Annotated in this window: 27 protein-coding genes; 17 read left to right on the top strand and 10 right to left on the bottom strand. The window is 64.9% G+C overall.

What is annotated here, in order from left to right:
- Positions 1-9 precede the first annotated feature (9 nt).
- From BJA_RS37380 to BJA_RS37355, 6 genes are all read left to right on the top strand, one after another.
- Positions 10-465 carry a GatB/YqeY domain-containing protein gene (locus BJA_RS37380; RefSeq protein ID WP_011090104.1) on the top strand — a complete coding sequence of 152 codons (456 nt, stop codon included), beginning with the start codon at positions 10-12 and terminating at the stop codon, positions 463-465.
- Positions 466-619: 154 nt separating this feature from the next.
- A complete protein-coding gene (locus BJA_RS37375) occupies positions 620-1,759 on the top strand; it encodes an epoxide hydrolase family protein (protein WP_011090103.1) in 1,140 nt (379 codons plus the stop codon).
- A gap of 262 nt (positions 1,760-2,021) precedes the next feature.
- On the top strand, positions 2,022-3,632 hold the full coding sequence (locus tag BJA_RS37370; RefSeq protein WP_038965432.1) for an acyl-CoA synthetase: 1,611 nt from the start codon (positions 2,022-2,024) through the stop codon (positions 3,630-3,632).
- 9 nt (positions 3,633-3,641) lie between these two features.
- Entirely contained in the window at positions 3,642-4,109 is a 468-nt protein-coding gene (locus BJA_RS37365) for a MarR family transcriptional regulator (RefSeq protein WP_011090101.1), read from the top strand.
- 142 nt (positions 4,110-4,251) lie between these two features.
- Positions 4,252-4,605 carry a nuclear transport factor 2 family protein gene (locus tag BJA_RS37360; RefSeq protein WP_038965424.1) on the top strand — a complete coding sequence of 118 codons (354 nt, stop codon included), beginning with the start codon at positions 4,252-4,254 and terminating at the stop codon, positions 4,603-4,605.
- A gap of 2 nt (positions 4,606-4,607) precedes the next feature.
- The gene (locus BJA_RS37355) at positions 4,608-5,051 is read left to right on the top strand and encodes a hypothetical protein (protein WP_011090099.1); all 444 of its coding nucleotides are present in this window, start codon (positions 4,608-4,610) and stop codon (positions 5,049-5,051) included.
- A 2-nt stretch (positions 5,052-5,053) separates the two neighbouring features.
- Here BJA_RS37355 and BJA_RS37350 read toward each other — a convergent pair whose 3' ends face one another.
- On the bottom strand, positions 5,054-7,285 hold the full coding sequence (locus BJA_RS37350; protein WP_011090098.1) for an ATP-binding protein: 2,232 nt from the start codon (positions 7,283-7,285) through the stop codon (positions 5,054-5,056).
- A 295-nt stretch (positions 7,286-7,580) separates the two neighbouring features.
- Here BJA_RS37350 and BJA_RS37345 point away from each other — a divergent pair, with 295 nt between their 5' ends.
- Positions 7,581-8,354, top strand: coding sequence for a DUF2189 domain-containing protein (locus BJA_RS37345; protein WP_028172853.1), 774 nt, complete (start codon positions 7,581-7,583; stop codon positions 8,352-8,354).
- A 380-nt stretch (positions 8,355-8,734) separates the two neighbouring features.
- The gene (locus BJA_RS43355) at positions 8,735-8,914 is read left to right on the top strand and encodes a hypothetical protein (RefSeq protein ID WP_028172854.1); all 180 of its coding nucleotides are present in this window, start codon (positions 8,735-8,737) and stop codon (positions 8,912-8,914) included.
- Between the two features lie 18 nt (positions 8,915-8,932).
- Here the strand turns inward: BJA_RS43355 and BJA_RS37340 are convergent, their stop codons facing one another.
- From BJA_RS37340 to BJA_RS37330, 3 genes are read right to left on the bottom strand one after another with little or no spacing between them, the layout of a single operon-like run.
- Positions 8,933-9,445 (bottom strand): SRPBCC family protein, encoded by a 513-nt coding sequence (locus BJA_RS37340; RefSeq protein ID WP_011090096.1) that lies wholly within the window; start codon positions 9,443-9,445, stop codon positions 8,933-8,935.
- Positions 9,442-9,912, bottom strand: a complete 471-nt coding sequence (locus BJA_RS37335; RefSeq protein WP_011090095.1) for an SRPBCC family protein — start codon at positions 9,910-9,912, stop codon at positions 9,442-9,444. The genes BJA_RS37340 and BJA_RS37335 overlap by 4 nt, the downstream gene beginning before the upstream one ends.
- Entirely contained in the window at positions 9,905-10,219 is a 315-nt protein-coding gene (locus BJA_RS37330; protein ID WP_011090094.1) for an ArsR/SmtB family transcription factor, read from the bottom strand. The genes BJA_RS37335 and BJA_RS37330 overlap by 8 nt, the downstream gene beginning before the upstream one ends.
- Positions 10,220-10,427: 208 nt before the next feature.
- Here BJA_RS37330 and BJA_RS37325 point away from each other — a divergent pair, with 208 nt between their 5' ends.
- From BJA_RS37325 to BJA_RS37310, 4 genes are all read left to right on the top strand, one after another.
- Complete coding sequence (locus tag BJA_RS37325) at positions 10,428-11,873, top strand: LVIVD repeat-containing protein (RefSeq protein ID WP_063921548.1); 1,446 nt, start codon at positions 10,428-10,430, stop codon at positions 11,871-11,873.
- 26 nt (positions 11,874-11,899) lie between these two features.
- Positions 11,900-12,409 (top strand): hypothetical protein, encoded by a 510-nt coding sequence (locus tag BJA_RS37320; protein ID WP_231166630.1) that lies wholly within the window; start codon positions 11,900-11,902, stop codon positions 12,407-12,409.
- Between the two features lie 227 nt (positions 12,410-12,636).
- A complete protein-coding gene (locus BJA_RS37315; RefSeq protein WP_011090091.1) occupies positions 12,637-13,254 on the top strand; it encodes a LysE family translocator in 618 nt (205 codons plus the stop codon).
- Between the two features lie 82 nt (positions 13,255-13,336).
- Positions 13,337-14,320: a DUF3592 domain-containing protein gene (locus tag BJA_RS37310; RefSeq protein ID WP_011090090.1), complete on the top strand. Its 984-nt coding sequence runs from the start codon at positions 13,337-13,339 to the stop codon at positions 14,318-14,320.
- A gap of 21 nt (positions 14,321-14,341) precedes the next feature.
- Here the strand turns inward: BJA_RS37310 and BJA_RS37305 are convergent, their stop codons facing one another.
- Positions 14,342-15,145 carry an N-formylglutamate amidohydrolase gene (locus BJA_RS37305; RefSeq protein WP_011090089.1) on the bottom strand — a complete coding sequence of 268 codons (804 nt, stop codon included), beginning with the start codon at positions 15,143-15,145 and terminating at the stop codon, positions 14,342-14,344.
- A gap of 90 nt (positions 15,146-15,235) precedes the next feature.
- Here BJA_RS37305 and BJA_RS37300 point away from each other — a divergent pair, with 90 nt between their 5' ends.
- Entirely contained in the window at positions 15,236-16,135 is a 900-nt protein-coding gene (locus tag BJA_RS37300) for a transglutaminase family protein (protein WP_011090088.1), read from the top strand.
- Positions 16,136-16,376: 241 nt separating this feature from the next.
- Positions 16,377-16,775 (top strand): gamma-glutamylcyclotransferase family protein, encoded by a 399-nt coding sequence (locus BJA_RS37295; RefSeq protein ID WP_011090087.1) that lies wholly within the window; start codon positions 16,377-16,379, stop codon positions 16,773-16,775.
- Between the two features lie 83 nt (positions 16,776-16,858).
- Here BJA_RS37295 and BJA_RS37290 read toward each other — a convergent pair whose 3' ends face one another.
- Entirely contained in the window at positions 16,859-17,422 is a 564-nt protein-coding gene (locus BJA_RS37290; protein WP_011090086.1) for a chlorite dismutase family protein, read from the bottom strand.
- A 283-nt stretch (positions 17,423-17,705) separates the two neighbouring features.
- Here BJA_RS37290 and dnaG point away from each other — a divergent pair, with 283 nt between their 5' ends.
- Complete coding sequence (dnaG, locus tag BJA_RS37285) at positions 17,706-19,706, top strand: DNA primase (RefSeq protein WP_011090085.1); 2,001 nt, start codon at positions 17,706-17,708, stop codon at positions 19,704-19,706.
- A gap of 374 nt (positions 19,707-20,080) precedes the next feature.
- On the top strand, positions 20,081-22,240 hold the full coding sequence (gene rpoD / locus BJA_RS37280) for an RNA polymerase sigma factor RpoD (RefSeq protein ID WP_011090084.1): 2,160 nt from the start codon (positions 20,081-20,083) through the stop codon (positions 22,238-22,240).
- 108 nt (positions 22,241-22,348) lie between these two features.
- Here rpoD and BJA_RS37275 read toward each other — a convergent pair whose 3' ends face one another.
- The 4 genes from BJA_RS37275 to BJA_RS37260 form a co-directional block, all read right to left on the bottom strand.
- Entirely contained in the window at positions 22,349-22,585 is a 237-nt protein-coding gene (locus BJA_RS37275; RefSeq protein WP_011090083.1) for a hypothetical protein, read from the bottom strand.
- A 517-nt stretch (positions 22,586-23,102) separates the two neighbouring features.
- On the bottom strand, positions 23,103-23,450 hold the full coding sequence (locus BJA_RS37270) for a hypothetical protein (RefSeq protein ID WP_028172863.1): 348 nt from the start codon (positions 23,448-23,450) through the stop codon (positions 23,103-23,105).
- Between the two features lie 195 nt (positions 23,451-23,645).
- Positions 23,646-24,590: an OmpA family protein gene (locus BJA_RS37265; protein ID WP_038965435.1), complete on the bottom strand. Its 945-nt coding sequence runs from the start codon at positions 24,588-24,590 to the stop codon at positions 23,646-23,648.
- A 114-nt stretch (positions 24,591-24,704) separates the two neighbouring features.
- Positions 24,705-25,232 (bottom strand): hypothetical protein, encoded by a 528-nt coding sequence (locus tag BJA_RS37260; protein ID WP_011090080.1) that lies wholly within the window; start codon positions 25,230-25,232, stop codon positions 24,705-24,707.
- A gap of 156 nt (positions 25,233-25,388) precedes the next feature.
- Here BJA_RS37260 and BJA_RS37255 point away from each other — a divergent pair, with 156 nt between their 5' ends.
- The gene (locus tag BJA_RS37255; RefSeq protein ID WP_011090079.1) at positions 25,389-26,195 is read left to right on the top strand and encodes a lytic murein transglycosylase; all 807 of its coding nucleotides are present in this window, start codon (positions 25,389-25,391) and stop codon (positions 26,193-26,195) included.
- Positions 26,196-26,258: the final 63 nt, after the last annotated feature.

The following is a 26,258-nucleotide window of genomic DNA, read 5'->3' as shown; positions in this document are numbered from 1 at the left end:
ATCACGACCATGCTGCGCGACGACATCAACAATGCGGTCAAGGAGGCCATGAAGGCCAAGGACGAGCGCAAGCTGTCCACGCTGCGCATGGTCAATTCGACCTTCAAGAACGCCGACATCGAGGCCCGCGGCAGCGGCAAGCCGCCGCTGTCGGACGCCGACCTGCTCGCCGTGCTGCAGAAGATGATCAAGCAGCGCCAGGAATCGGTCGAGCTCTACGACAAGGGCGGCCGCGCCGAGCTTGCCCAGCAGGAGCGCGAGGAGATCGCGGTGATCTCGGCCTACCTGCCGAAGCAGATGTCCGATGACGAGGTCAAGAAGGCGATCTCGGACGCGATCGCTGAAACCGGTGCAGCCGGCATGAAGGACATGGGCAAGGTGATCGCGGTGTTGCGGGCGAAGTACGCCGGCCAGATGGATTTCGGCAAGGCGAGTGGTTTGGTGAAGGCGGCGCTGTCGGGCTGAGTTGTCATTCCGGGGCGACGCGTCAGCGTCGAGCTATGATGCGCAATTGCGCATCAGAGAATCCATCGGGCCGCCAGTTCTGTTGCGCAATGGATTCCGGGCTCGCGCCAAGGGGCGCGCCCCGGAATGACAAAAGAACAAGGGGAGGCAACCGATGACCGGCGCCATCAAGCCGTTCCGCATCGCCATCAGCGACGACATCCTCGCCGATCTCAAATCGCGCCTCGCCCGCACGCGCTGGCCGGAGGCTGAACTCGTCGACGACTGGAGCCAGGGCGCGCCGCTGAAATGGATCCGGGAGATCTGCACCTATTGGGCTGATGGCTACGACTGGCGCGCCCGCGAAGCCAGGCTCAACCGCATCGATCAATACACGACCGAGATCGACGGGCTCGATATCCACTTCCTGCATGCGCGTTCGAGGGAGCCCTCCGCGCTGCCGCTGATCATCACCCATGGCTGGCCCGGCTCGATCGTGGAATTCCAGAAGGTGATCGCGCCGCTGGTCGATCCCGCCGCGCATGGCGGCAATCCTGCGGATGCGTTCCACGTCGTCTGTCCCTCGCTGCCGGGATTCGGCTTCTCCGCCAAGCCGAAGACCACCGGCTGGGGCGTCGACCGCATCGCCGCGACATGGGCGAAGCTGATGGAACGGCTTGGTTACGCACGCTATGGCGCGCAAGGCGGCGACTGGGGCTCGGCGGTGACGACCTCGCTCGGCGCGCAGGACGCCGAGCATTGCGCCGGTATCCACATCACGCTCGCCTTCAACGCGGCGCCGAAGGTCGAGGGCGAGCCGACGGCGGAGGAGAAGCGCGCGCTCGCCGGCCTCAAGCATTATGTCGATCTCGACTCCGGTTATTCCAAGCAGCAGTCGACGCGGCCGCAGACGCTCGGCTACGGCTTGACGGATTCGCCGAGCGGGCAGGCGGCCTGGATTCTGGAAAAGTTCTGGGCCTGGACCGATTGCGGCGGTCATCCCGAGAACATCTTCTCCAGGGACGAACTGCTCGACAACGTCATGCTCTATTGGGCGACGGAGACGGCGACCTCGTCCGCACGGCTCTATTGGGAAAGCTTTGGCAAGCGCCGCACAACGCCCAGGGTCGGCGTGCCGACCGGTGTCGCCGTCTTCCCGAAGGAGATCATCACGCCGATACGGCGCTGGATGGAGCCCAACTTTTCCAACATCACGCATTGGAGCGAGATGGAGAAGGGTGGCCATTTCGCCGCCTTCGAGCAGCCGGAGCTGTTCGTGCGCGATGTCAGGAAGTTCTTCGCGACAGTGCGATAATTCTCTCGCGGTCATTCCGGCGCGCGCAAAGCGCGAACTATGGTGCGCAATTGCACGCCTGAGAATCTCGAGATTCCGGGGTCGGTCCTGCGGACCGCCCCGGAACGACGTCGAATGCAGATCATGCCCGGGCTTGTCCCGGGCATCCACGAGCTTAGACTAGGCTCAAGAAGCAAGGGCGTGGATGGCCGGGACTTTGATCGCGAAGACGCGCTTCGCGCTTTCGCCCGGCCATGACGCCAAGACCGTGGAAACGCGAGCCATGCTCACCGAAGCCAAGACCTACGACGAGCTCTATCGCAACTTCCGCTGGGATATCCCGGCGCGCTTCAACATGGCGGAGGCGTGCTGCGACCGCCATGCCGACGGTACCGGCCGTCTCGCGCTGATCTATGTCGACGAGAACGGCGCCACCACGCGCACCTCCTTCGACGAGGTCGCGGAGATGTCGCGCCGCTTCGCCAACGTGCTGAAGGCGGATGGCCTTGCGCGCGGCGACCGCGTCGCGGTGTTCCTGTCGCAGTCGCTGGAGCTGCCTATCGCGCATATGGCGGCGTTCCGCTCCGGGCTGATCTCGATCCCTCTGTTCGCGCTGTTCGGCGAGGACGCGCTGGAATTTCGCCTGTCGAATTCGCAAGCAAGAGCCATCATCACTGATGAGGCGGGCTGGGAGAAGCTCACGAGGGTCCGCGATCGGCTGCCCTATTTGCAGGACATCTATGTCACGAGCGGCGCCGTCCACGCCGGCGCAAAACCGTTCTGGCCGGCGATCGAAACCGCGTCCGAGGATTTTGCGACCGTCGACACCTCGGCCGACGATCCTGCGCTGATCATCTACACCTCGGGCACAACGGGCAATCCGAAGGGAGCGCTGCATGCGCATCGCGTCGTGCTCGGCCATCTGCCGAACGTCGAGATGTGCCACAACTTCCTGCCGCGCCCCGGCGATCTGATGTGGACGCCGGCGGACTGGGCCTGGATCGGCGGCCTCGTCAACGGCCTGCTCGCGTTCTGGTATCACGGCATTCCCCTGGTCGGTCACCGCGCCCGAAAATTCGAGCCGCAGGCGGCGATGCAGATGATGGCCGATCTTTCCGTCCGCAACGTCTTCCTGCCGCCGACGGCGCTGAAGCTGATGCGGCAGGCCGGCGTGAAGCATCCCGGCGTCAAGCTGCGCAGCATTTTCACCGGCGGCGAATCGCTCGGCGGCGAACTCTTGGGCTGGGTGCGCGAGACCTTCGGCATCGACGCGCACGAAGTATTCGGCCAGACCGAGTGCAATCTCGTGATCGGCAGCAACTCCAACCTGTTTCCGATCCGGCCCGGCGCGATGGGCAAGGCGACGCCGGGCTTCGACGTCCGCATCGTCAACGACAAGGGCGAGGAGCAGCCGCGCGGGCAGCGCGGCATCATCGGCGTGCGCCAGCCGTGCCCCGTCACCATGCTCGAATACTGGCGCAATCCGGAGGCGACGCGTAAGAAATATGCCGGCGACTTCCTGCTCACCGGCGATCTCGGCGTGCAGGACGAGGACGGCTATTTCTGGTATGTCAGCCGCGAGGACGACGTCATCACCACCGCCGGCTATCGCGTCGGCCCATCCGAGATCGAGCACACGCTGATGAAGCATCCGTCGGTGGCGATGGCCGCGGTGGTCGGTATTCCCGATCCGATCCGCACGGAGTCGATCAAGGCCTGGATCGTGCTGCGTCCGGGCTTTACCGGCAGCGACGCGCTCGCGCGCGAGATCCAGGAGTTCGTGAAGGTGCAGCTCGCCGCGCACGAATATCCGCGCTTCGTGGAGTTCGCCGAGACGCTGCCGATGACGGCGACCGGCAAGGTGCTGCGGCGCGAACTGCGGGCGAAGGGTTAGCTTCTTACAATGCCAAAGACGTCTCAAGCCGCGGGGCTTCACCGCGCCTCACTTGCGAAGCTGCACGATCTCGATGCTGCGCTGGAGCTCATGTATTACGGCTGGCGCGGGATGACGCTGGAGGCCGACGAGTATCTTGCAAAGCAGGGCCTGTCGCGCCCGCACCATCGTATCCTCTACGTGGTGGCCCGCCGGCCCGACATCGCGATCGGCGCGCTGATCGAGATCCTCGGCATTTCCAAGCAGGCGTTGAACCGGCCGCTCAACCTGCTGCTGGAGCGCAAGCTCCTGACGTCGAAGCGCTCGCCCGAGCAGCATCGCTCCAAGCTGCTGCGCCTGACGGACGCCGGGAAACGTATCGAGCAAAGGGCATCGGACCACGAGCGCAAGGCCCTGCGCGCGGCGTTCGATCGCGTCGGGGCGTCCGGCGCGGCGTCATGGATGGCCGTCATGGGGGCGATCGCCGACAACCACTGACGAATTCTCAAGTCAACATAGTTGACATGAGGCGTGGACTTTGCCACTTTCCCGGCAACGAGCCAGGGGAGGGCCGCGTCATGAGCGGACGGAAGCCGGGAGCGCTCAAGAGATGAGCGCTCAAGACACGAGTGCACAGATAATGAATCGCGCAGCCGCCGAACGCTTCGTCGCGGCATGGTGCGCGAACTGGTGCAAGGTCGATATCGACGCGGTCGTCGCGCACTTTGCCGACAATGCGCAGATGCGCAGCCCGCTGGCGCTGACACTGACCGGCTCTCCTGTCGTCGCTGGCGCCGAAAATATCCGCGCCTACTGGCGGAAGGCCGATGGCCACATCGAAAGCACCGACCTGAAGATCCTGACCTGGAGCTGGGATGACACGATCTCGCGGCTGACGGTGTGGTGGCAGCTCGGCGACACGCGCGCCAGCGAGTTCATGGATTTCGACGCTGCCGGCCGCGTGGTGCGCAGCGAAGCCTTTTACGGAAAATAGACATGCGCCTTTCGGATTTCGTTCTGCTTCTCAACGCGCTCTGGTTCGGCGGCGCATTCATCCAGTTCAGCATTGCACAGCGCAACACGTTGAAGATCTTGCTGCCGCGGGAAGAGCGGAGCAATCCAATCGCGCCGACCCTCGCGGCCAGCGTGGCGTTCCTGGGCGGGATGAATTTGCCGATCGGGCTTTTGTCGTTCTTTCTTCTGGTCGCGCGCCCGCCGTTCTTCCAGCCCGTCGAGGCGCAGCTTGTGCTGTTCCTGTTCTTCGCCGCCTGCCACTTCAGCCAGTTCGCCTATAACCTGCCGGTCCTGATGCGCGGCGGACGCGTCGGGGTTGCCTACTGGCCCGTGTTGAAGGGGCCGATGCTCAGGATCTTCGTGATCGACGCGGCCCTGTTCGCGGCCAATCTTGGCGTGGCGCTTCTGCTCACGTGGTCGTCCTGACGTCATCGCGGCGGCGCCGACAGGGCGGACCGCAGCATCGTGGCGAGGTCGTGCCGCCGGAACGGTTTTGTCAGAATACGGGCGTCGCCGAGCCCGTCGGGCGTCTTGACGGGATTTTGGGTGTAGCCGGAGGTGAAGAGCACCTTGAGCTCGGGCCGCAAGCCGGTGGCCTGCCTGGCAAGCTCCGGCCCGAACATGCCGCCGGGCATCACGACGTCGGTGAACAGCAGGTGGATGTCCCCCGGCCGGCGCAACAGGTCGAGCGCCGCGGGGCCGTTCGGCGCCGCGATGACGCGGTAGCCGAGCGTCTTCAGCTCGTTCACGACATAGGCCCGAACCATGTCGTCGTCCTCGACCACGAGAATGGTCTCGCTTCCGTCGGGTGCGACGGTCCGATCCTGGGGGGATGGGTCCTCGGTCGGCGGCATTGCGAGGCGGGGAAAGAACAGCCTGACGACGCTGCCGTGTCCCGGTTCGGACTGCATCTGCACCAGGCCGCCGGATTGTCGCACGAACCCGTAGACCATGCTGAGGCCAAGCCCGGTCCCCTTGCCGACCTCCTTGGTGGTGAAGAACGGCTCGAACGCGCGGCTCGCCACCTCGGCGGTCATGCCGCTGCCCGTGTCCGTCACCGCGACCATGACGTAGTCGCCGGGCCGCGGCTCGCCGTTGACGTCGACGTCAGTTTCTTCGAGCGAAACGTTGCGCACCTCGACCGTCAGCTTGCCGCCGTCAGGCAAGGCGTCGCGCGCGTTGAGCACGAGGTTGAGCAGCGCAGTTGTCAGCTGGCCGGGATCGACGCTGGTCAACCACACATTCGCCTCGAGCGCGAAAGCGCACTCGATGTGCCCGCCCAGGGTCCGACGCAGCAACGGCTCCATGTCGCGAATCCTGCCGGCGATGTCGATCTCCCTCGGCCTCAAGGGCTGCTTGCGTGCGAAGGCGAGCAGGCTCCGCGTCAGGTCTGAGCCGCGCTCCGCGGCGGTCGCGATATCGCCGGCGATCCGGTGCAATTCCTTGTTTCCCGCCAGGCTGTCGGCAAGATGCTCCGCATTGCCGAGAATGACGGTCAGCAGATTGTTGAAATCGTGCGCCACGCCGCCGGTGAGCTGGCCCATGGCCTCCATCTTCTGGGACTGGCTGAGTTTCTGGTTGAGCTCCGCGATGGCGGCGCGTTGCTGCTGGAGCGACTCGGCGGTGTCGTTGAGCAGGCTCATCAGTCCGCCGAGTTCGCCGCGCGGATGGGGCGGCAGAATTCGCGCGCCGAGGTCACCGCGCCCGAGCCTCTTGGCCATCGCGGCGAGCCGCCCGACCTGGCGGCCGACGCTCACCGTCGCGAGGATCCAGACCGCCGCCAGCAGCAGCAGCGAGGCCACCGCCAGGATCGCCATGTCCTCGTAGAGTCGTCGGTTCGCTGCCGCGACCAGCCCGTCCTTGGACCGTCCGACCAGGATGTAGAGACCGGCATCCAGGGTCGACGGCGAGCGGGCGGCGACACTCCAGACATGGGTGCGGCCCTCGCGATCGGTCACTTCCTGAAACGCCTTCCGGTCGGGCGTTGCCGCGAAGCGGAACAGTTCGGATCCCGCGATCGACCCGCCGACAGGCTCGGTCCAGCCTCCGCCGGAGGGAGCGACCAGAACCGTGCCCTTGGCATCGACGAGCAGGATATCCTTCTCGGCGAGCAGCCGCTTGTGGTGAAACTCCGCGAATTTGCGCAGGTTGAACGAAGCCAGCAGGATCAGCTTCAGCGCGCCGGCTTCCGATCGCACAGGATATGCGATCTGGAGCACTGACAGTCCGGTCAGCCGGCCGAAGACCGGCTCGAGCACGACACCGCGCGAGACTAGGGCCTGCTTGAAATAGGCGCGATCCCTCAGGTCGAGCGTGCGGTTGGTCCGCAGCGAGTCGCAGAACAGGCTGCCGTCGGGATCGATGGTCAATATCCCGGTGAACTGCGGGTATTCCTCGCGCACTTCCGACAGGAACGCCGAGCACGCCGCCTTGTCGCGCGTGTCGAGGTCGCGGGCACGGGCGAGACCATAGTGAAGCTGCGCGGTGCCCTGGATCTTCTCGTCCAGATCGCTTGCAATCTCGTCGGCCGCCGCCGCCAGATTGGTCAGGGCGGCGTTGATGTCGCTGCTTCGATTCTGCATGAAACGCAGCCCGACGAGGCTCGCCGGCACCAGCATGGCCGCGATGACGAGTATCAGTAGCCGGGTACGCAAGCTCATCGGTCGGGTGGTCCGCTCTGGTCATCGCGTGTGCTGGTTCGAAGGTGCAATTTGCGGCACCACCGTCCGTTCCGTCCATAGGCATCGTGCCCAAAAGCCCTCGAGGGGGGAAAGATTCTGAGGTTGCGCGCAGCACGGGTGAGCCCCCGACAGGGGGCGTCGACGCAGCGCCGCCGGGCTCCCAGGATACCGTCATCCGGAACCAAACTGCGCGTGCGCGCGGCGCCCGACGGCGCTAATATCACGGACGATCCGCGTGCGACGAAGATCGCACCGGCAAATGAGGAGGAAGCTGATGTCCATCTCGGGCAAGGTCGATCCGGTGGTGCGTCCCGTTATGGCGACCGACATTGCCGAGGCGCTGGTCGAGGGTCTCCGCGATTTCCAGGCGCTGCCGCTCTACGGGCTTTGCTTCGGCGCACTCTATGCCGCCGGCGGCATCGCCATCATGCTCTGCCTCACCGCTTTCGGCATGGTCTACCTGGTCTATCCCCTGGCCGCCGGTTTCGCGCTGATCGGCCCGTTCGTCGCGATCGGTCTCTACGAGGTCAGCCGCCGCCGCGAGCGCGGCGAGCCCGTCTCCTTCGGCGCGATCTGGTCGGCGATACGCTCGCGCAGCGAGATCGGCTGGATGGCGTTCGTCACGCTGTTCATGTTCGTGATCTGGATGTACCAGGTGAGGCTCCTGATCGCGCTGCTGCTCGGCCTGCACGCCTCGTTCTCGAGCCTTCAGGAGTTCATGACGGTGGTGCTGACGACCAATGAGGGTCTGCTGTTCCTCGCCATCGGCAACGCGGTCGGCGCCGTGTTGTCGCTGATCCTGTTCTCGCTCACCGTGGTGTCGTTTCCGTTGCTGCTCGACCGCGAGGTCGATTTCGTCACGGCCATGGTGACGAGCGTGCGCGCGGTCGTGACCAGCCCGCTGCCGATGATCGGTTGGGCGGCCGTGATCGTGATGCTGCTGATCGTCTCCGCGCTGCCTTACTTCCTCGGGCTGATCGTGACGCTGCCGGTGCTCGGCCATGCGACGTGGCATCTCTATCGGCGTCTGGTGGCGCCGGTGCCGTGAGAGGCAAGCCCGACGCACGACCAAGCAGTCGAAAACGAGGCTTCGGCGGCCTTATTCGATCGAGAACGGCATTTGGCGCGTCAAAAGCGCGGCGCGGGCGAGAAAACGATAGCTAATTGCAGTGATTGCGCGCACGGTGCGCCAATGTCGGAAAGTCCGGTCGTCCTTTCGCACACGCGGCGCCGTGACCATGCGCGCGCGACGTGAAACGGCTCATTCCTCGCACCGGCGGAGCTGGCTCATCACGCCATCGTAACGGCGATGGTTGCGCATATTGCCCGTTCCCGCGGGTGAGTCGGACGCGGCGGGCGCGTGCCGGATATGCCTGAAAGATTCCACCGCGGTTCGATACGAGATCGAACGCCAACCGAAAGCACCTGATGCAAACTCTCTCCCCACGACACGTCAAGACAGACGAAGCACTCCGGCTCGGCGTGGAGTCGGGCTGGTACGCGATCAAGGTCAGTGGGACCTTTGTCTCGGGCCCGCACGATTCGGAAGGGGATTGCCGTCGCAAGATCGACGAGATTCAACCGCCGCCGGCGAAGAAGAAGCGATGAGGGCGCAGATTCCGGCCGCTACGGCGTCTTGATCCCCATCGCCTTCAGGGCATCCAGCATCCGCTGCGGCGGGCCCATCTTCACCACCAGCGGCTTGCCGGTCTCGAGCATGCTCTTGAGGCTGGAGAGGATGGCGGGCCAGCCCTGCCGTCCGCCGGAGAGGATGTCGTCGCTGAGCGGCCGGTCATGGCCTTCGCTCATGGTGAGACGGACCGCGTCGCCGACCTCTTCGATCTCGTAGGTGACGAGGGTCGGGCCGAGCTTCTCGATCAGATCCGGCCAGTTGACGTTGAAGGTGACCGAGAGCTTTCGCGGCGGATCGTAAGCGAGGACCTCGCCGCTGATGTGCAGGGCGCCGTCGGGCGTGCGCACGACGAACGCGCCGCCGAGCCGCGGCTCGACCTCCACGGCGTTGCCGAAGAAATACTGCCGGCTGAACTCGGCCGAGGTCAGCGCCTCCCACACCTTCTCCGGTGTGGAGGCGATGTAGATGGTATAGACGGTGAGCGGCTTGAATTGATCGAGGTTCATTTTGCGTCGAATCCCTTGTTGAGGGCTGCGCGGGGAATGGCGAGCACCTTGCCTCGCTCCAACAGGCTCTTGAGGCCTGACAGGATCGCCGGCCAGCCATTGGAGACGGCGCCGAGATATTTGCCGCCCTCGACGAAGCCGTCATGCAGCACGGTCAAACGCACGAGCGAGCCGAACGGTTCGATGGTGAAGACGACGCGCGAGATCGGCTCGCCGCGGAGCTCTTCGTATTTCTGGTGCTTGAAGCTGTAGGACAGGCGCCGCGGCGGATCGGCCTCGAGGATCTCGCCGGAATCGGTGATTTCGCCGTCCAGCAGAAGCGCGAAGGGCGAGCCGACCTTCCAGTCGGAACGGATCTCGGCGCCGAACCAGTATTGCCTGGTGAACTCGCTCGACGTCAGCGCCTCCCACAGCTTTTCCGGCGAGGTCTCGATATAGCTCACATAGACGAATTGCGGCTTACTCATCGCGCTTCTCCAACTGGCGTTTCAACTCGCCGAGCGCGGCGAGCTTGCCGCGTTCGAACTTTCTGATCCAGCGTTCGCCGATCTGATGGATCGGCACCGGATTGAGGTAATGCAGCTTCTCGCGGCCATGCCTGATGGCCGTGACCAGGTTGGCCTCTTCCAGAATCACCAGATGCTTGGTCACGGCCTGCCGCGTCATCGCGAGGCCTTCGCAGAGTTCGTTCAGCGTCTGGCCGTTCCTGGCGTGAAGCCTGTCGAGCAGCGATCGTCGTGACGCGTCGGCGAGCGCTTTGAAGACCTCATCCATGGCGGTGACAATAGGCAACCAAATGGTTGCATGTCAAGCGGCACGTCATTCCGGGGGACGCATCAGCGTCGAACCCGGAATCTCGAGATTCCGGGTTCGCACTTCGTGCGCCCCGGAATGACTGGCCGCGAAATCGTGTTCTGGGCGCCTGCAGTCGGCTGTGCTAGCCTTTCAGCTCAGCCAACGCAGATTGGTTCCGGGAGGATTCATGTTCCGTTGCGTCTTAACTGCCGCGGGCCTCGTCTTCTTCGCTTGCGGCACACCGGCCTACGCGCAGAAGCAGACGATCGGCGCGCCGCCGGAAGCTTCCAACATGAAGCTGGTCGGGACCAACGACCTCCAGGCGCGCAGCGCCTATCAGCCGACCATCCATCATCAGGGCGAGCGCTGGATCGCCTATATCGGCCATCACGGCGGCACCGACGACGTGCCCGCTCCCGTCAATCCGATGACGGGACAGGCGGAGCCGAACGGAACCTCGATCGTCGACGTCACCGATCCCGCGCATCCCAAATATCTGCGTCACCTGCCGGGGCAGGAAGGCAAATATGAATCCGGCGGCGCGCAGATGGTGCGGGTCTGCGACGGCAAGTCGTTGCCGAAGGGCGATCCGAATGCGGTGTACATGCTGCGCACCTTCGGCAGCGAGGCGCATGAGATCTGGAACGTCGCCGATCCCGCCAGCCCTGTGCTGATCGCGCGCATTGGCGGCTTGAAGGACACGCACAAGAGCTGGTGGGAATGCGACACCGGTATCGCCTTTCTCGTTTCGGGCGCGCCGGACTGGCGCACGCGGCGCATGACGCAGGTCTATGACCTCTCCGATCCCGCGCATCCGCAGAAGATCCGCGACTTCGGCCTGCCCGGTCAGGAGCCCGGCGCCACCGGCGCGGTACCGACCGAACTGCACGGGCCGATCTCGACCGGGCCCCAAGGCAATCGCGTCTTTTTCGGGTACGGCACCAACAAGGGCGGCATCCTTCAGATCGTCGATCGTGACAAGCTCCTGAACGGGCCGAAGGAGCCGACGCCGGACAATCTGCGCTATCCCGAGATTGCGCGGATGCCGATGTCCGCCTTCAACGGCGCGCACACGACGTTCCCGATGCTCGACATGCCCGTTGCGGAATTTTCCGAGGACAAGGACGGCAGGACCCGCGACATCGTGATGATCGTGGACGAGGCGATCCTCAACGAATGCGGCGAGGCGCGGCAGATGGTGTGGTTCGCGGACGTCACCACCGAGACGCGGCCGATGATGATCTCGAGCTATACCGTGCCGGAGGCGAGCGGACAGTTCTGCCAGCGCGGCGGCCGCTTCGGCTCGCACTCCTCGAACGAGAGCATGGCGCCGGTCTACTACAAGAAGCTGGCTTTCATCGCCTTCTTCAATGCCGGCGTGCGCGCGCTCGACATCCGCGACCCCTATCACCCCAAGGAGGTCGGCTATTTCATTCCGTCGATCACGAGCGCGACCGACAAGCGCTGCATCCCGATCGAAGGCGGCGAACGCTGCAAGGTCGCGATCCAGACCAACAATGTGGAGACGGATGATCGCGGCTACATCTACATCGTCGACCGCGCCAACACCGGCCTGCATATCCTCGAACTGACCGGTCCCGCGCGCGCCGTCGCCGGCCCGCCGAAGAGCTGACGATGCGGCGCGGGGCGAGGATGCTGATGGCCTTGATCGCCCTCGGCGCGCTGCCCGGTCTGCGTGTCCATGCGACGGACCGCGCCGGGCATTGGCAGGAGATGAGCTGGCCGTTTCCCCGCGACGGCTGGCCCGCCGGCCGCGCGTTCCGTTGTACGGCGGGCGGCTGCGATGGCGTCGAGCTCTACGTCCGCGCCAAGCGCGGCTTCTGCAATTGCGACACCGGCGTTGCCGATGACGACGAGGTCGATCGTGTCACCGATATCGACCTGATCAGTCCACGCTTCACGCCGGTCGCGCCGGGCGAGGCCGTGAGCGTCGCCGCCATGCAGGGCCGCATCAGGCACTACGATCTCGACATGCCCGACGGCGCGCGCCATGCCGCCGCCGGCCTCGCGCTGTCGCGCCGCTGCGATCTGCTCGTCGCGGTGGCGCAAGGCGCGGGCGAGGCGAATGCCGCGCAGCGCGCCGCGCTCGTGCTTCTGGAAACGGAGGAGATGAAGCAATGGATGGCTGCTGCATTGGATGGGCGGTGAGGGGGCGCGACCCGCGCCACGTTCTCCGCTGTCATCACCCGCGAAAGCGGGTGATCCAGTATTCCGAGGCGCTCGTGGGATACCGAGAAGCCGCGGCGTACTGGATACCCCGCCTCCGCGGGGTATGACACCGGTGGTTGGGCGGGCACACTGCGCTCATCTGTCTTCCGTTCCCGTTCTTCCCGTGCATTAATGCCTTCAACCGCTTTCAGCCGAGTCCCTCCCTGATGTCCATGCAAGCCTATCTCGCCTTTGTCGCCGCCTGCATTGCGCTGGCGCTGCTGCCGGGTCCTATCGTCACCCTCGTCATCGCCAACGGCCTGCGTCACGGCACGCGTGCGGCGTTGACCAATGTCCTTGGCGCGCAGGCCGGGCTCGCCATCGTCATCGGCATCGTTGCGATCGGCCTGACGTCGCTGATGGCGACCATGGGCTACTGGTTCGACTGGGTGCGCTTTGCCGGCGCCGCCTACCTGGTCTGGCTCGGCATCAAGCTGATCTGGGCGCCGGTCGAGGGCGTCAATGTCGACCAGCCGCCTCCGCCGCCGCGCGGCGGGTTCTTCCTGCAAGGTTTCCTGGTGTTGCTATCGAACCCGAAGGTGCTGGTGTTCTTCGGTGCCTTCATCCCGCAGTTCATGGACATGAACCGCGACCACTTCCCGCAAGTCGCACTGCTCGGCGCAACTTTCATGGTCACCGCGGCGATGACGGACGCACTCTACGCGATTGCAGCCGGCCGCGCGCGAAAATTCTTCTCGGCCCGCCGCACGCGGATGATGTCGCGCATCTCCGGCGGCTTCATGATCGGCGGCGGCATCTGGCTGGCGCTGACCAGGGCGAAATAACCTTCCAGAGGCCGGTTTGGTTTGAACCCTTCGCGGCGGCAATGCGTCCAATCGGGCATTGCCGCTGACGAAGGATTTTGCCGTGCCTGCTCTGCCCCCGCTCGTTTACGCGATGCTGCTTGCGCCGCTCGCGCTGATCCTGATTGCCGCCGTCGTGAAGACCTGGCAGGCGCGCGAGGCGCGGAGCTGGCCGCAGGCACCCGGCAAGGTGGTTACATCAGTTGCCGAGGTGCGCGAGGTCAGGGTGTCAGACGACGAGCGCGAAGACGGCTATCGGATGGAGAACCGCAACTTCGCCAACGTGACCTACGAATATTCGGTCGGCGGCCGCAAGCTGCGCTGCAACCGCATTTCGATCGGCGAAGACCTCGGCAATTTCCAGGTCGCCGAGAAGCTCGCGAAATATCCCGCCGGCAGCATCGTCACCGTCTACTACAATTCGCGCCATCCCGATCAGGCCGTGCTGGAGCGCGATCTGCCCAAAGGCCTGTGGGGCTGTCTCGGCATCGGCACGGTGATCGTGCTCGCCATCGTGTTCGGCTCGGCCTTCGGTCTCAACCAGAGTTACCAATATCTCGCCCATCACGTCGCACGGCCCGATCTCGCGGGCCTGGTCGTCGCCTTCGGTGCGTTCGGCCTCGTCATCGCGCTGATGGCGTGGGCCGTGCAGCGGCAGGCCTCGATGGCGACGCGGTGGCCGACCGTGCCGGGCACGATCAAGCTGTCGGGAATCGAGGAATATCACCAGGCGAGCGAGCCGGGCGAGCGCCGCGGCACCGAGATGTTCGGCAAGCGCGTGACCTACACCTACCTCTATCAGAACGTCAGCTACACCAATGAATGCGCGCGCGTCGCGGCAGGAACGCCGTCGGCGTCTGACGAGATGCTGCGAAAGCTGATGTCACGCTATCAGGACGGCGCGACCGTCGAGGTCCGCGTCAACCCCGACAACCCGGCCGAGGCCACGCTCGACGCCCGCGGCGACGGCCGCATCGCCTACGTGCTGTGGGGCATCGCCGCGATCTTTGCCGCGCTCGCGGTGTTCGTGGCAACGCGTGGCGGCTGACCGCAGCGCCGGCCTGGCTGGCTATGCCACCCTCTCCGCGCGCAACTCCAGCTCGATCTCCGCAAAGATCCTTGCCAGCCGCTCGGCCCATTGCTGCTGGCCGGACTGGTCCGCGATCAGATCCTGGCGGATCTCGATGCCGGTGTTGACGAGGCCGCGGGCTTCGCCATGCACGGGGATGGTGTAGTCGGTGAGGTCGTTGACCGCATAGGGCTCGTTGTCGCCGACGACGAGATCGCTCTCGGCGCGTAGATGTTTGATCAGGAGCTGCGGCAGCACCGTGTCGCGGTTGTAGAGCGCGCCGATATGCCAGGGCCGCTCATCACCGGCATAGACCGACGTGAAGCTGTGCAGCGACACCAGCACCGTCGGCCGCTTGTCGTGCAGGCGGCGGCCGATCGTGGCATCGATGCGATGATGATAGGGCTCGAAAATCTCGCGCCGCCTTGCCGCGCGCTCGCCCGCGGAGATGCCCTCATTGCGCGGGATTGCCGTTGCCTCGGACAGCACGGGAATCGAGCTCACGGCGCCCGGCGGGCGGTTGCAGTCGATCACGAGCCGCGAATAGCGCTGCGCAATCAGGTGCGCATCCAGCATTTCTGCCAGCCGCTCGGCGACGCCGGCAATGCCGATGTCCCAGGCGATGTGCCGCGTCAGCTCGTTCTCGGCGACGCCGAGATCGCCGAGCGCGCGCGGCAGCACCCGCCCGTAGTGATCCGCGGTGAGCAGAAAGGGCGATGCCCCCGCCGCATTCACCTCATGCACTGGCGGAATGTCACCCTCGCCGAGCAGTTGATCGGTCGCGTCGGCTGTGTCTAAAGCCATCCTGATTGCCTATGGAAAATGCAGTCACCCCAAGAATCGGGCAGAATCGCTATAGATTGATCCGCCCAAAGTCACCATGATCGCCTCACGATGCCGCTGCTCACGATTCATCACAAGACCGAATATCGCTATAACCGCCCCGTGGCGTTCGGCGAACACCGGATCATGCTCCGTCCGCGCGACGGGCACGATCTGCGCGTGCTCGACTCCAGGCTCGAAATCTCGCCCGAGCCGATGTCGCTGCACTGGATCCACGACGTGTTCGGCAATTCGGTCGCGATCGCCAATTTCGACGAGCGCGCGGACGCGCTTTTCTTCGACTGGCATGTCACCGTCGAGCACAATCCGGTGGAGGAGTTCGCGCTGACGCCGGACGATCCGGCCTATTTCTATCCCTTCGTCTACGACGACGAGGAATTCCCCGATCTCGTCCAGTACATCACGCCGCAATACACCGATCCCGACGGCGAGATCGCGGAGTGGGCGCGCGGCTTCCTCGACGAGGACGCGCCGACGCCGACCTTCAAGATCTTGAGCGGCATGACGCACGGCATCCGCAAGCAGTTCAAATACCGCAAGCGCCACGAGTTGGGCACGCAGCATCCGCTCGACACTTTGCAGTCGGGCACAGGAACTTGTCGGGACTATGCGCTGTTCATGATTGAGGCGCTGCGCCAGCTCGGCATCGCCGCGCGATTCGTCTCCGGCTACATCTTCGTGCCGGAGGATATCGAGCAGCGGCACGTCGGCGGCGGTTCGACGCACGCCTGGGTGCAGGTCTATTTGCCGAGCGCGGGCTGGATCGAGTTCGATCCGACCAACGGCATCGTCGGCACCCGCGACCTGATCCGGGTCGCGGTCGCCCGCGATCCGCGCCAGGCGATCCCGCTGCACGGCGTCTATATCGGCTCCGGGGATGCCTTCGAAGCCATGGACGTGAACATCAAGGTGGTTTCGGACGACCAGGAGATGGAGGCAGAGGTCTTGTAGATGGACATCGGAGTCGGCTTCGAGATCGCCTACGCGGCAAGGCGGGCACAACGCCTCTCCAACGTCGTCCTGGCGAAAGCCAGGACCCATACCGCGGAATCTATCGATTGCGAACGGTAGTCGTACCGAACGACGAGTCTTCGCCAAACGGCTCCCTGGGGTAATGGGTCCTGGCTTTCGCCAGGACGACATCGAATGTGCAACGCTGTCGTTCCGCAAAATTCACAGTTATAGACACCCCATGACCTCCGATCGTCTCTTCGTCTATGGCACCCTGACGCGTGGCTTCGACCATCCGATGGCGCGGCTGCTTGCCGGCCACGCGGAATTTCTGGGTAAAGCGACCTGCCGCGGCCGGCTCTTTCTCATCAAGCATTATCCGGGCTTGCTGCTGTCGGATGCGCCGTCCGACCTTGTCCATGGCGAGCTGTTCCACATGCGCGTGCCCGACGAGCTGCTGCGCGAGCTCGACATGTACGAGGCCTGCGGCGAGGGGTTTCCGGAGCCGACCGAATATCTGCGCAAGCTGATCGACGTGACGCTGCCGGACGGCACCGCCGGCAAGGCCTGGACCTATGTCTACAACTGGCCCGTCGCCGATCTGCCCCGCATCGAGTCGGGGCGCTTCCTGGAGCACTAGAGCATGATCCGGAAAAGTGCGTAGCGGTTTTCCGACAAGATCATGCTCAAAAAAAATAACCTAAAGCGCGATCTCTTCGCGCTTTAGGCCGACAGCACTTCCTTGACCACGCGCACGTCCACTTCGCGTTCGACGTAAGTCCATTCCTCGGTGCGCCTGAGCATCGCCACCAGCTCCTCGAACAGCGAGGCGTGCGCGGGGGCGAACTCGAACCAAGTCAGGAAGTCGAAGGGGCCGCCGAGGTCGCGGCAGTGATAGAGCTGCCGCGCGATGGCGGGCAGGAAGCGCAGGCTGCTGGCGATGTGGTGCGATCTGTCCTCGAAAATCCTGCGGCGCTCTTCCTGCGTCAGCTCCCACCAGGCCTGCGACTTGCGGATCGGGATCAGCGCCGCGCTGGTTGCCTCGAGCCGGCCGAGCCCGGCCTGCACGGCCACGAGCTGCTGCTTCTCGGCGCGCTCGGTGTAGCGCAAGCTGCTGGGCACGCCGGCAAGCCGCCAAGCATTGCGCGAGGGCACCAGCGGCAACGAGACCGCCTCGCTGTCGGTGACCGACAGCGCCGGCATGAAGGGCAGGGGCTCGCCCGTCACCGGCGAAATCGAGGTAATGCGCCAGCCCCCGCTGTGGCCGCCTCGAAAGGTCCTGAACATAGGGATATGGAAGCGTGGAACCGGGTTAGGTTCAAGCTTTTCGCGTCATTCCCGGCCACCTGTTCCGTCGCCCTTCGAGGCTCGCCGAAGAGGCGAGCGCCTCCAGCGACAATGGCTTCGCCATTGCGCGGGGGGGGGGACGGGATGGGCGCCTCGGGATGACGGCGCCTGTGCATAGGTCGAATAACCCGGATAAGCCTGACAAACCTGACTTTTGGGCGGGCCGCACCTATATCCCTGATCCTTCGCCCGACTCACACGGTTTCGCGCTAGACACACCCCCATGCGCTTCACGCCCCAATTCCTCGACGAGCTGCGTGCCCGACTTTCGGTTTCCGAAGTCGTAGGCAAGCGCGTCAAGCTGAAGAAGGCCGGACGGGAGTGGAAGGGGCTGTCGCCGTTCCAGCAGGAGAAGACGCCGTCCTTCTACGTCAACGACCAGAAGGGTTTTTACCACGACTTCTCCTCCGGCAAGCACGGCGACATCATCACCTTCGTGATGGAGACCGACGGCCTGCCGTTCGCAGAGGCGGTCGAGCGGCTTGCGAGCATGGCGGGCCTGCCGCTGCCGGCGGTGACGCCCGATGCGGCGCGCCAGGAGCAGCGGCGCCGCTCGCTGCATGACGTCATGGATCTCGCGGCAAAGTATTTCGCCGAAACGCTGGCTTCGCGCGTCGGCGCCAAGGCGCGCGGCTATCTCGCCGATCGCGCCATCTCGCCGGCGACGCAATTGCAGTTCCGCCTCGGCTATGCCTCGCCCGATCGCTTCGCGCTGAAGGAGCATCTCGGCAAGCTCGGCGTCTCCGTCGACGACATGGTCGAGACCGGCCTGCTGATCGGCGGCGACGATATTCCCGTGCCCTATGACCGTTTCCGCGATCGCGTGATGTTTCCGATCACCGATCTGCGCGGCCGCGTCATCGCCTTCGGCGGACGCGCGCTGGAGAAGGACGTTCCGGCCAAATATCTGAACTCGCCGGAGACGCCGCTCTTCCACAAGGGCGACAATCTCTACAACCACCAGACCGCGCGCAAAGCCACGCATGACGGCAGCACGCTGATCGTGGTCGAAGGCTATGTCGACGTCATCGCGATGGTCACCGCGGGCTTTGCAGGCAGCGTGGCGCCGCTCGGCACCGCGCTCACCGAAAACCAGCTCGCGCTGCTCTGGAAGATGGCGGACGAGCCGATCCTCTGCTTCGACGGCGACAGGGCCGGGCAGAAGGCGGCCTATCGTGCTGCGGACCTCGCGTTGCCATTCCTCAGTCCCGGAAAGAGCCTGCGCTTTGCGCTGCTGCCGGAAGGGCAGGACCCCGACGATCTCGTCCGCTCCGGTGGGCGTGGCGCGATGGAAGAGGTGATCGCGGCGGCGCGTCCGCTCGCCGACATGCTCTGGTCGCGCGAGCTCGAAGGCGGCAATTTTGCAACGCCCGAGCGGCGCGCTGCACTGGAGGCGCGCATCAAGGAGCTCGCGGGCGGCATTCGCGACGAGGTGGTGCGGCGCTATTATCGCCAGGACCTTGCCGAGCGGCTTCAGCGTACGTTTGCGCCCGAGAGCGGCCGCGGCGGCTTTGCCGGCCGTGGCAATTTCCGCCCCGGTCAGGGCGGCCGCCCGTTCCAGCCGCGGAGCGGCGGGCAGGCGAATCGATTCGGCGGCCAGGGGTTCCGCGGCGCGCCCGGCCCCACCCCGCTACCCTCCGGCCCTTACCAGGCGGCGAGCCCCCAGCTCGCGACGAGCCCGATCATGAAGGGCCAGCGCAGCGTCATCTCCCGCAGGGAGGCCCTGATCCTGCAATGCCTGATCAACCACCCCTGGCTGCTGCATGAGCACCTCGAGGAGGTGGCCGCCCTGGAATTCGCCCATCCGGAGGCCCACAAGCTCCGCGCCGGCATTATCGCCGCTTTCGCCAACGACCATCACCACTCGCCGGACCCTGGCGAGCTGGCCGAGAAGATGCGGGCCGACATCGAAAAGGGAGGATTTTCTCAGCTTCTTCAAAGGGTTGAGAATGGCATCACGACCGCGGCGGTGTGGGGCGCGCGGGAAGGCGCGGCACGGGACGACGTTCTCTCCACTTGGCATCAGCTGGTTGCCTTGCATCGGCAATGGCATTCACTACTTAGAGAGCTGAAGGACGCCGAGCTGGCCTTGGGGGAGGACCCCAGCGAGGCCAATTTGGCGTGGCTGCGTGACGTCAAGGCTCGGATAGGCGAAGTCGACGGCACCGAGGCCCTGATCGAGGGTTTTGGCGAGCTGTCGGGCCGGTTCCAGAAGAGCGTGTGATGAAAGAATCATGCGGACGGCCGGGGCCGGAACCGCTAAAAGACTCGCCAAATCCATGGTTTGGCGGCAAAAACAGGGTTAATCGAGGCTTAACGGTCTTGTAGCACTTTGGCCCAGAGGCGGCCGCAGGCAGAACAGACGCGTCAGGAATGAATCCGCGCGAGAACTGTTGGCACTACACCTGCATCCGCTGCGACAAAGAGGCTCACGAAGCGTTAGGCAAATCCGGCGAGAGAAAGTTGGGGGTGGCGAGAGATGTGCGCGCCGCCCTTTCCGTGTCGAGAGCTGACGAAGCGAGAGCGTCGAGCAACAGGTTCAAGTGATTTCAGGCAGGCGCGGCGAACGTCTGTGTGAAACGCGTTTAGGAGCAATGGATGGCCACCAAGGCAAAGACGCTGCAGGCGAAGGACAAGGAAAAAGACGACAAGGCAGCGGATGCTCCCGAGAAGGATTCCCAGGACGCGCCCTCGCCGTTGCTCGATCTGTCCGACGCGGCCGTGAAGAAGATGATCAAGCAGGCCAAGAAGCGCGGCTTCGTGACCTTCGATCAGCTCAATGAAGTGTTGCCGTCCGACCAGACCTCGCCCGAGCAGATCGAGGACATCATGTCCATGCTCTCGGACATGGGCATCAACGTCACCGAAGCCGACGATAGCGAAGGCGAGGAAGACAAGGACGAGGGCGGCGAGGACGAGACCGACAACGAGCTCGTCGAGGTCACCCAGAAGGCCGTCACCGAGGTCAAGAAGAGCGAGCCGGGCGAGCGCACCGACGATCCCGTGCGCATGTATCTGCGCGAGATGGGCACCGTCGAGCTGCTCTCCCGCGAAGGCGAAATCGCGATCGCCAAGCGCATCGAGGCCGGCCGCGAGGCGATGATCGCAGGGCTGTGCGAAAGCCCGCTGAGCTTCCAGGCCATCATCATCTGGCGCGACGAGCTCAACGAAGGCAAGATCTTCCTCCGCGACATCATCGATCTCGAAGCGACCTATGCCGGCCCCGAAGCCAAGGGCGGCATGAACACCGCAATGATCGGCGGCCCCACCGGTGAGAACGGCGAAGCCACGGCCGAGGGCGGCGAAGCGGTTGCAGTGACCGGGGCTGCGCCCGCGCATGTCGCCCCGCCCGCCGCGCCGCCGGCGCCGACCCCGTTCCGCGCCGCGCCTGCCGCCGGCAACGGCGCCGAGGCCGAGAAGGATCCAGGCGAGGCCGCCGCCGAAGCCGACATGGACGAGGACGACGAGTTCGAGAACCAGATGTCGCTTGCCGCGATCGAGGCCGAGCTCAAGCCCAAGGTCGTCGAGATCTTCGACAAGATCGCCGAGAGCTACAAGAAGCTGCGCAAGCTTCAGGAGCAGGACATCCAGAACCAGCTCGAGAGCACCTCGCATGGGCCCTCGCTCTCGCCGCACCAGGAGCGCAAGTACCGCAAGCTCAAGGACGAGATCATCGTCGAGGTGAAGTCGCTGCGCCTCAACCAGGCGCGTATCGACAGTCTCGTCGAGCAGCTCTACGACATCAACAAGCGCCTCGTCTCGCATGAGGGCCGCCTGATGCGTCTCGCCGACAGCCACGGCGTCGCGCGCGAGGATTTCCTGCGCAACTACACCGGCTCGGAGCTCGATCCGCGCTGGCTCAACCGCGTCTCGAAGCTGTCGGCCAAGGGCTGGAAGAACTTCGTCCACCACGAGAAGGACCGCATCAAGGACCTCCGCCACGAGGTGCATCAGCTCGCTGCGCTCACCGGCCTGGAGATCGTCGAGTTCCGCAAGATCGTGCACTCCGTGCAGAAGGGCGAGCGCGAAGCCCGCCAGGCCAAGAAGGAGATGGTGGAAGCCAACCTCCGTCTCGTGATCTCGATCGCGAAGAAGTACACCAACCGCGGCCTGCAGTTCCTCGACCTGATCCAGGAAGGCAACATCGGCCTGATGAAGGCCGTCGACAAGTTCGAGTATCGCCGCGGCTACAAGTTCTCGACCTACGCCACGTGGTGGATCCGGCAGGCGATCACCCGCTCGATCGCCGACCAGGCGCGCACCATCCGCATCCCCGTGCACATGATCGAGACGATCAACAAGATCGTGCGCACGAGCCGCCAGATGCTCAACGAGATCGGCCGCGAGCCGACCCCTGAAGAGCTCGCCGAGAAGCTCGGCATGCCCTTGGAGAAGGTCCGCAAGGTCCTCAAGATCGCCAAGGAGCCGTTGTCGCTCGAAACCCCCGTCGGTGACGAGGAGGATTCGCATCTCGGCGATTTCATCGAGGACAAGAACGCGATCTTGCCGATCGACGCCGCGATCCAGTCGAACCTGCGCGAGACCACCACGCGCGTGCTCGCCTCGCTCACTCCGCGCGAAGAGCGCGTGCTGCGCATGCGCTTCGGCATCGGCATGAACACCGACCACACGCTGGAAGAAGTCGGCCAGCAGTTCTCGGTGACCCGCGAGCGTATTCGCCAGATCGAGGCCAAGGCGCTGCGCAAGCTGAAGCATCCGTCGAGGAGCCGGAAGCTGCGGAGCTTCCTGGATAACTAATTCGGATTCTCATGCCCGGGCCTGACCCGGGCATCCAGACGAAAACGGCGGGCCGAAAGCCCGCCGTTTTTCGTTTGTGCTGACGCGTCGCGTGTCGCGCTCGAAGTCCTACTTCTTCTTCACCCCCACCCGCTCGATCTCCTTGATCGCCAGCGGCGGGCGGCCGGATTTTTCGGCGATCTCGCGGTCCTGCTCCATGATGAAGCCGCGGGCGGGCTCGTCGCCCTCGAGGCCCCCGAGCAATTCCGCGGGGACGCGGCGGTTGGAGCGTTGGGAGCCGTCCTCATAGACGACGTTGAAGAAGGCAAACTCGCCTTTGGGATTGGTTCCGGGTTTCTTGGCCATGGCGGCTTGTCGTCGATAAGGGCGTCATAGTCAAATGGCTTTGGGGGTTGTCAGCATGGAGCCGCGGCCTGCGGAGGTCTCCGTGCCATCGATCGGCGAAATCTGATTTCAAGAAATGGATGCGCCCGGCGCTTCGTAAGGTCCGTTGCGGCCCTTCCTCAATAAACGGCGGGCCGAAAAGCCCGCCGTTTATTTTGGGTCTTCAGTGTCGCCCGGGGCTGGCGGGGCGACAACCTAGGATAGAATAATATAACTCGCGCCATGCCGTGGCAAGATAAATCGCCGCAGCGTTGGTGTCGCAGTGAGCGCATCAGATATGCGTCGATCGCGATCTCTGGTTTCGATGCGCGCCGAAACAATTGCTTGGACTATAAAATCACTTTGTTCATCTTGTCCGCTCTCGCGATGCAGCGAGAATTACGCGCTTGTAGCGAGGCGCGTCGGGCTGCACGTGTTCCCGTCTGCGTGCCGACAATGTGATCCGGTGCGGACGAGTTCCATCTTCGCGGTGCACATCTCAATGCGTGCGCCTGCGCTGCGCCAGTTCCTGGACGGCGAGCGGCGATTGGTGTCCGCCGCCGCGCCCGCTATCATCCTCCTTACGTCCCTGCGCCATGATCGCGCTGCCCATCGCGGCGGAACCGAAGGTGATGAGGAACGAAGCGAGCAGCAGAACAAGCGCAACGCCGCCTGCGCGGTCGGCGAGGATCAGCTCGCGCAGATGCCCGGGGTTGAGCCAGAGCAGGCCGCCGACGAGAAGCGCCGCGGCGCAGGCGCCGATCGCGAGGTTGATGGCGAGCAGGCGGAAGAGCGGGATGCGCAGCAGGGCGGGGCGGGTTGGTTTAGGTTGCTGATTGTTGGGCATGGCGGTTCGCCTCATGCTGGCTCAACGCACCACTGACGGCGCCGCGCGAGCATCGATACTATAGCGGTAACTCTCTCATCCGTCATTCCGGGGCGCGCGTTAGCGCGAGCCCGGAATCTATTTACCCGCCAACTCTGCTGCGTGATGGATTCCGGATTCGCCCTTCGGGCGCCCCGGAATGACGAGCGTTGGGCGTTACGGCGCCACCAGCTCCACCCGCCGGTTCAGCGCGCGGCCGGCGTCCGTCGCGTTCGAGCCGACTGGCGCGAGCAGGCCGACGCCGGCGGTGCGCAGTCTCGCCTGCGCGATGCGGAAGCTCTTCGCGAGTTCGGCGGCGACCGCTTCGGCGCGGCGTTTCGACAGGTCGAGATTGTACTCGTAGGCGCCCTGGCTGTCGGTGTGGCCGACGATGAAGACGTTGAGCTGCGGCTGGCTGGTCAGGAGCTTTGCGATCTGCTCCAGCGTCGGGCGGCTCTCCGGCTTCAGCACGGCCTTGTCGGTGTCGAAATAGATGCCGTAGAGCGCGATGTGGCCGGTCTCGCCCAGGCCCTTCGCCATCGCGGCGGCATCGACCATCTTGTTCGCGATGGCGCCGAGCTCGGCGACGGTGACCTGCGCATAGATATCCTGGTTGTTCTGACTGACGATGACGCTGGCATAGGTCTCGCGCCCGCCTTCGCTCTTGCGGCCGGCAAAGTAGCGGTAGTTGAAGCCGTCGACCCACATCTGCGGGATCGGCAGCGTGTCGATGTTTTCCGTGAAGGGAATGGCGCCGCAGGCGTCGGTGTCGCAGGCGAGCAGGGTCTCGAAGCCGGCTTTCGCGAGCTGCGTCTCGAAATTGCGCGACACTTCCAGGATCGAGGGACCAGGATTGGTGCGATAGGCGATGCGGACAACGCGGCCCTCGAGCCGCCGCGCATCGGTCGGCTGGCCGTCCTTGAAGGCGGCCGCCTGCATCCGCGCGGCGTCAAAATCCTTCACCACATAGCCGGTGATGACGCTGCCGGCGAACCGGCCGATGCCGGGATAGTCGCGGCTGCCGGCGACATCGCGCGTCTGCGCGGTCGCGGTGGTGACGGCGAGAAGGCAGAGCAGGGCGGCAAGGACGAGCGATCCGGGGATGTTTCGCGGCGCGGGCATCGGCACTCTCTATCGGTTGAGGAGGGGGCGCAGACGTTAGTCGCCTGCACCATACCGCCGGTTCTCACCGGCGGCCCATTCCCTTGCCGATTGTCCGGAAAGCCGCCGCCCGTTTCAAGCCGCCGGTGCAATCCGGCTGCCGGCCTCGGGCGCCTGCGCCGCCTGCTGGCGTTCCATCATGGTCTGCCACAGCGTTGCGATGCTGGTCTGGGTCTGCGGCGCGATCAGGCAATGGCCCTCATTGTCGAAGCCGCAGAACCGCACCGATGGGTCTTTCCTCACCTCGGTCAGTGCCTGGTTCAGCATCTCCAGGCAGGTCATGACCTGGCCGACGTCCTGCAGGCGGGTGTGATGCAGGATGTCCATCAGGCGGAACGTCATCACTGCGGGCTGGCCGATGCTTATGCCGGGACGGCCGAGCTCGAACAGCACGTTCACGGCGGGAAACACGCCGCGGACATGCTCAAGCACGCCGGCCATGTCCTCCACGCTGCAGGCGACGAGATGGGCGGCCTGCGGCGGCGCGGCCGCAGGCGTCCGCGGTGCAAGGCCGAGCGAGGTGATCACCTCCTGCTCGATCCATTGCCGCACCAAGGCGGGCGCATTGCGGATCTGCTCGGCGGTCAAGGTAATTCCGGTCATAGGCTAGTCTCCTGGGAGGCTCTCGTGTTTCGCTCAATCTAGAAAGCGGGGCGTGAGACACGTTGATGCGGATCAAGCGCGCCGCTTTGACGGTTGCCGCTTTCCCGGGCATGATCGCGCGCTGCTTCGCACTGGGATTTTGGGGGATCGCTCGACATGCTGAGATACGCTCTGGCCGCCGCTTGCTTCGTTGGTCTGGCCGGCGGCCCGGCCCAGGCCGCGCGCTGCGGCGGCGACTTCAACGGCTTCGTCGCCGGCATGGCCTCGGAAGCGCAAGGAGCCGGCGTCTCGGCGAGCGTGACCAGTGCGGCGTTCAGCGGCATCACCCAGGACGGCGCCGTGCTCGCCTTCGACCGGCGCCAGCGCTACACCTTCAACAAGAGCTTTGAGCAGTATGTTTCGACCCGCGTCGGGCCGGGCCGCATCAATGGCGGCAAGGCGCTGTTGCAGCGTCACGCCGCGCTGCTCTCGCGCATCGAGCAGCAGTTCGGCGTACCCCGCTATATCCTGGTTGCGATCTGGGGGCTGGAGAGCGATTTTGGCAAGGGCGACATCGGCAAGCTGCCGGTGATCCGCACGCTGGCGACGCTCGCGCATGACTGCCGCCGCACCGATCTGTTCCAGGGCGAGCTGCTCGCCGCCCTCAAGATCGTGCAGCGCGGCGACCTGCCGCTGCGCGACCTGATCGGCGCCTATGCCGGCGAGATCGGCCAAACCCAGTTCCTGCCGTCGTCCTACATCAAGTACGGCGTCGATTTCGACGGCGACGGTCACGTCGACCTGCGCCACAGCGTGCCCGACGTGCTCGCCTCGACCGCGAACCTGCTCCACACCAGCGGCTTCAAGATGGGCCAGCCCTACGGCGAAGGCACCGCCAATTTCGAGGCGATGCGGGAGTGGAACAGGGCGGTGATCTATCGCAAGACGATCGGCTATTTTGCCGATCGGCTGGCGGGGCAATGAGGGTGGGAGACGGCTGCGAGGGCACTCCCCATCGTCGTCCTGGCGAAAGCCAGGACCCATTAC

The organism is Bradyrhizobium diazoefficiens USDA 110 (genome assembly GCF_000011365.1).
In the GTDB taxonomy this organism is placed as follows: domain Bacteria; phylum Pseudomonadota; class Alphaproteobacteria; order Rhizobiales; family Xanthobacteraceae; genus Bradyrhizobium; species Bradyrhizobium diazoefficiens.
This window is presented reverse-complemented; position numbering and strand designations above follow the sequence as displayed.

Bases quoted from the DNA above. Each gene is read 5' to 3' on its own strand.
- BJA_RS37380 (WP_011090104.1), top strand. From the start codon at position 10: ATGCTGCGCGACGACATCAACAATGCGGTCAAGGAGGCCATGAAGGCC.
- BJA_RS37375 (WP_011090103.1), top strand. From the start codon at position 620: ATGACCGGCGCCATCAAGCCGTTCCGCATCGCCATCAGCGACGACATC.
- BJA_RS37370 (WP_038965432.1), top strand. From the start codon at position 2,022: ATGCTCACCGAAGCCAAGACCTACGACGAGCTCTATCGCAACTTCCGC.
- BJA_RS37365 (WP_011090101.1), top strand. From the start codon at position 3,642: ATGCCAAAGACGTCTCAAGCCGCGGGGCTTCACCGCGCCTCACTTGCG.
- BJA_RS37360 (WP_038965424.1), top strand. From the start codon at position 4,252: ATGAATCGCGCAGCCGCCGAACGCTTCGTCGCGGCATGGTGCGCGAAC.
- BJA_RS37355 (WP_011090099.1), top strand. From the start codon at position 4,608: ATGCGCCTTTCGGATTTCGTTCTGCTTCTCAACGCGCTCTGGTTCGGC.
- BJA_RS37350 (WP_011090098.1), bottom strand. From the start codon at position 7,285: ATGAGCTTGCGTACCCGGCTACTGATACTCGTCATCGCGGCCATGCTG.
- BJA_RS37345 (WP_028172853.1), top strand. From the start codon at position 7,581: ATGTCCATCTCGGGCAAGGTCGATCCGGTGGTGCGTCCCGTTATGGCG.
- BJA_RS43355 (WP_028172854.1), top strand. From the start codon at position 8,735: ATGCAAACTCTCTCCCCACGACACGTCAAGACAGACGAAGCACTCCGG.
- BJA_RS37340 (WP_011090096.1), bottom strand. From the start codon at position 9,445: ATGAACCTCGATCAATTCAAGCCGCTCACCGTCTATACCATCTACATC.
- BJA_RS37335 (WP_011090095.1), bottom strand. From the start codon at position 9,912: ATGAGTAAGCCGCAATTCGTCTATGTGAGCTATATCGAGACCTCGCCG.
- BJA_RS37330 (WP_011090094.1), bottom strand. From the start codon at position 10,219: ATGGATGAGGTCTTCAAAGCGCTCGCCGACGCGTCACGACGATCGCTG.
- BJA_RS37325 (WP_063921548.1), top strand. From the start codon at position 10,428: ATGTTCCGTTGCGTCTTAACTGCCGCGGGCCTCGTCTTCTTCGCTTGC.
- BJA_RS37320 (WP_231166630.1), top strand. From the start codon at position 11,900: ATGGCCTTGATCGCCCTCGGCGCGCTGCCCGGTCTGCGTGTCCATGCG.
- BJA_RS37315 (WP_011090091.1), top strand. From the start codon at position 12,637: ATGTCCATGCAAGCCTATCTCGCCTTTGTCGCCGCCTGCATTGCGCTG.
- BJA_RS37305 (WP_011090089.1), bottom strand. From the start codon at position 15,145: ATGGCTTTAGACACAGCCGACGCGACCGATCAACTGCTCGGCGAGGGT.
- BJA_RS37300 (WP_011090088.1), top strand. From the start codon at position 15,236: ATGCCGCTGCTCACGATTCATCACAAGACCGAATATCGCTATAACCGC.
- BJA_RS37295 (WP_011090087.1), top strand. From the start codon at position 16,377: ATGACCTCCGATCGTCTCTTCGTCTATGGCACCCTGACGCGTGGCTTC.
- BJA_RS37290 (WP_011090086.1), bottom strand. From the start codon at position 17,422: ATGTTCAGGACCTTTCGAGGCGGCCACAGCGGGGGCTGGCGCATTACC.
- dnaG (WP_011090085.1), top strand. From the start codon at position 17,706: ATGCGCTTCACGCCCCAATTCCTCGACGAGCTGCGTGCCCGACTTTCG.
- rpoD (WP_011090084.1), top strand. From the start codon at position 20,081: ATGGCCACCAAGGCAAAGACGCTGCAGGCGAAGGACAAGGAAAAAGAC.
- BJA_RS37275 (WP_011090083.1), bottom strand. From the start codon at position 22,585: ATGGCCAAGAAACCCGGAACCAATCCCAAAGGCGAGTTTGCCTTCTTC.
- BJA_RS37270 (WP_028172863.1), bottom strand. From the start codon at position 23,450: ATGCCCAACAATCAGCAACCTAAACCAACCCGCCCCGCCCTGCTGCGC.
- BJA_RS37265 (WP_038965435.1), bottom strand. From the start codon at position 24,590: ATGCCCGCGCCGCGAAACATCCCCGGATCGCTCGTCCTTGCCGCCCTG.
- BJA_RS37260 (WP_011090080.1), bottom strand. From the start codon at position 25,232: ATGACCGGAATTACCTTGACCGCCGAGCAGATCCGCAATGCGCCCGCC.
- BJA_RS37255 (WP_011090079.1), top strand. From the start codon at position 25,389: ATGCTGAGATACGCTCTGGCCGCCGCTTGCTTCGTTGGTCTGGCCGGC.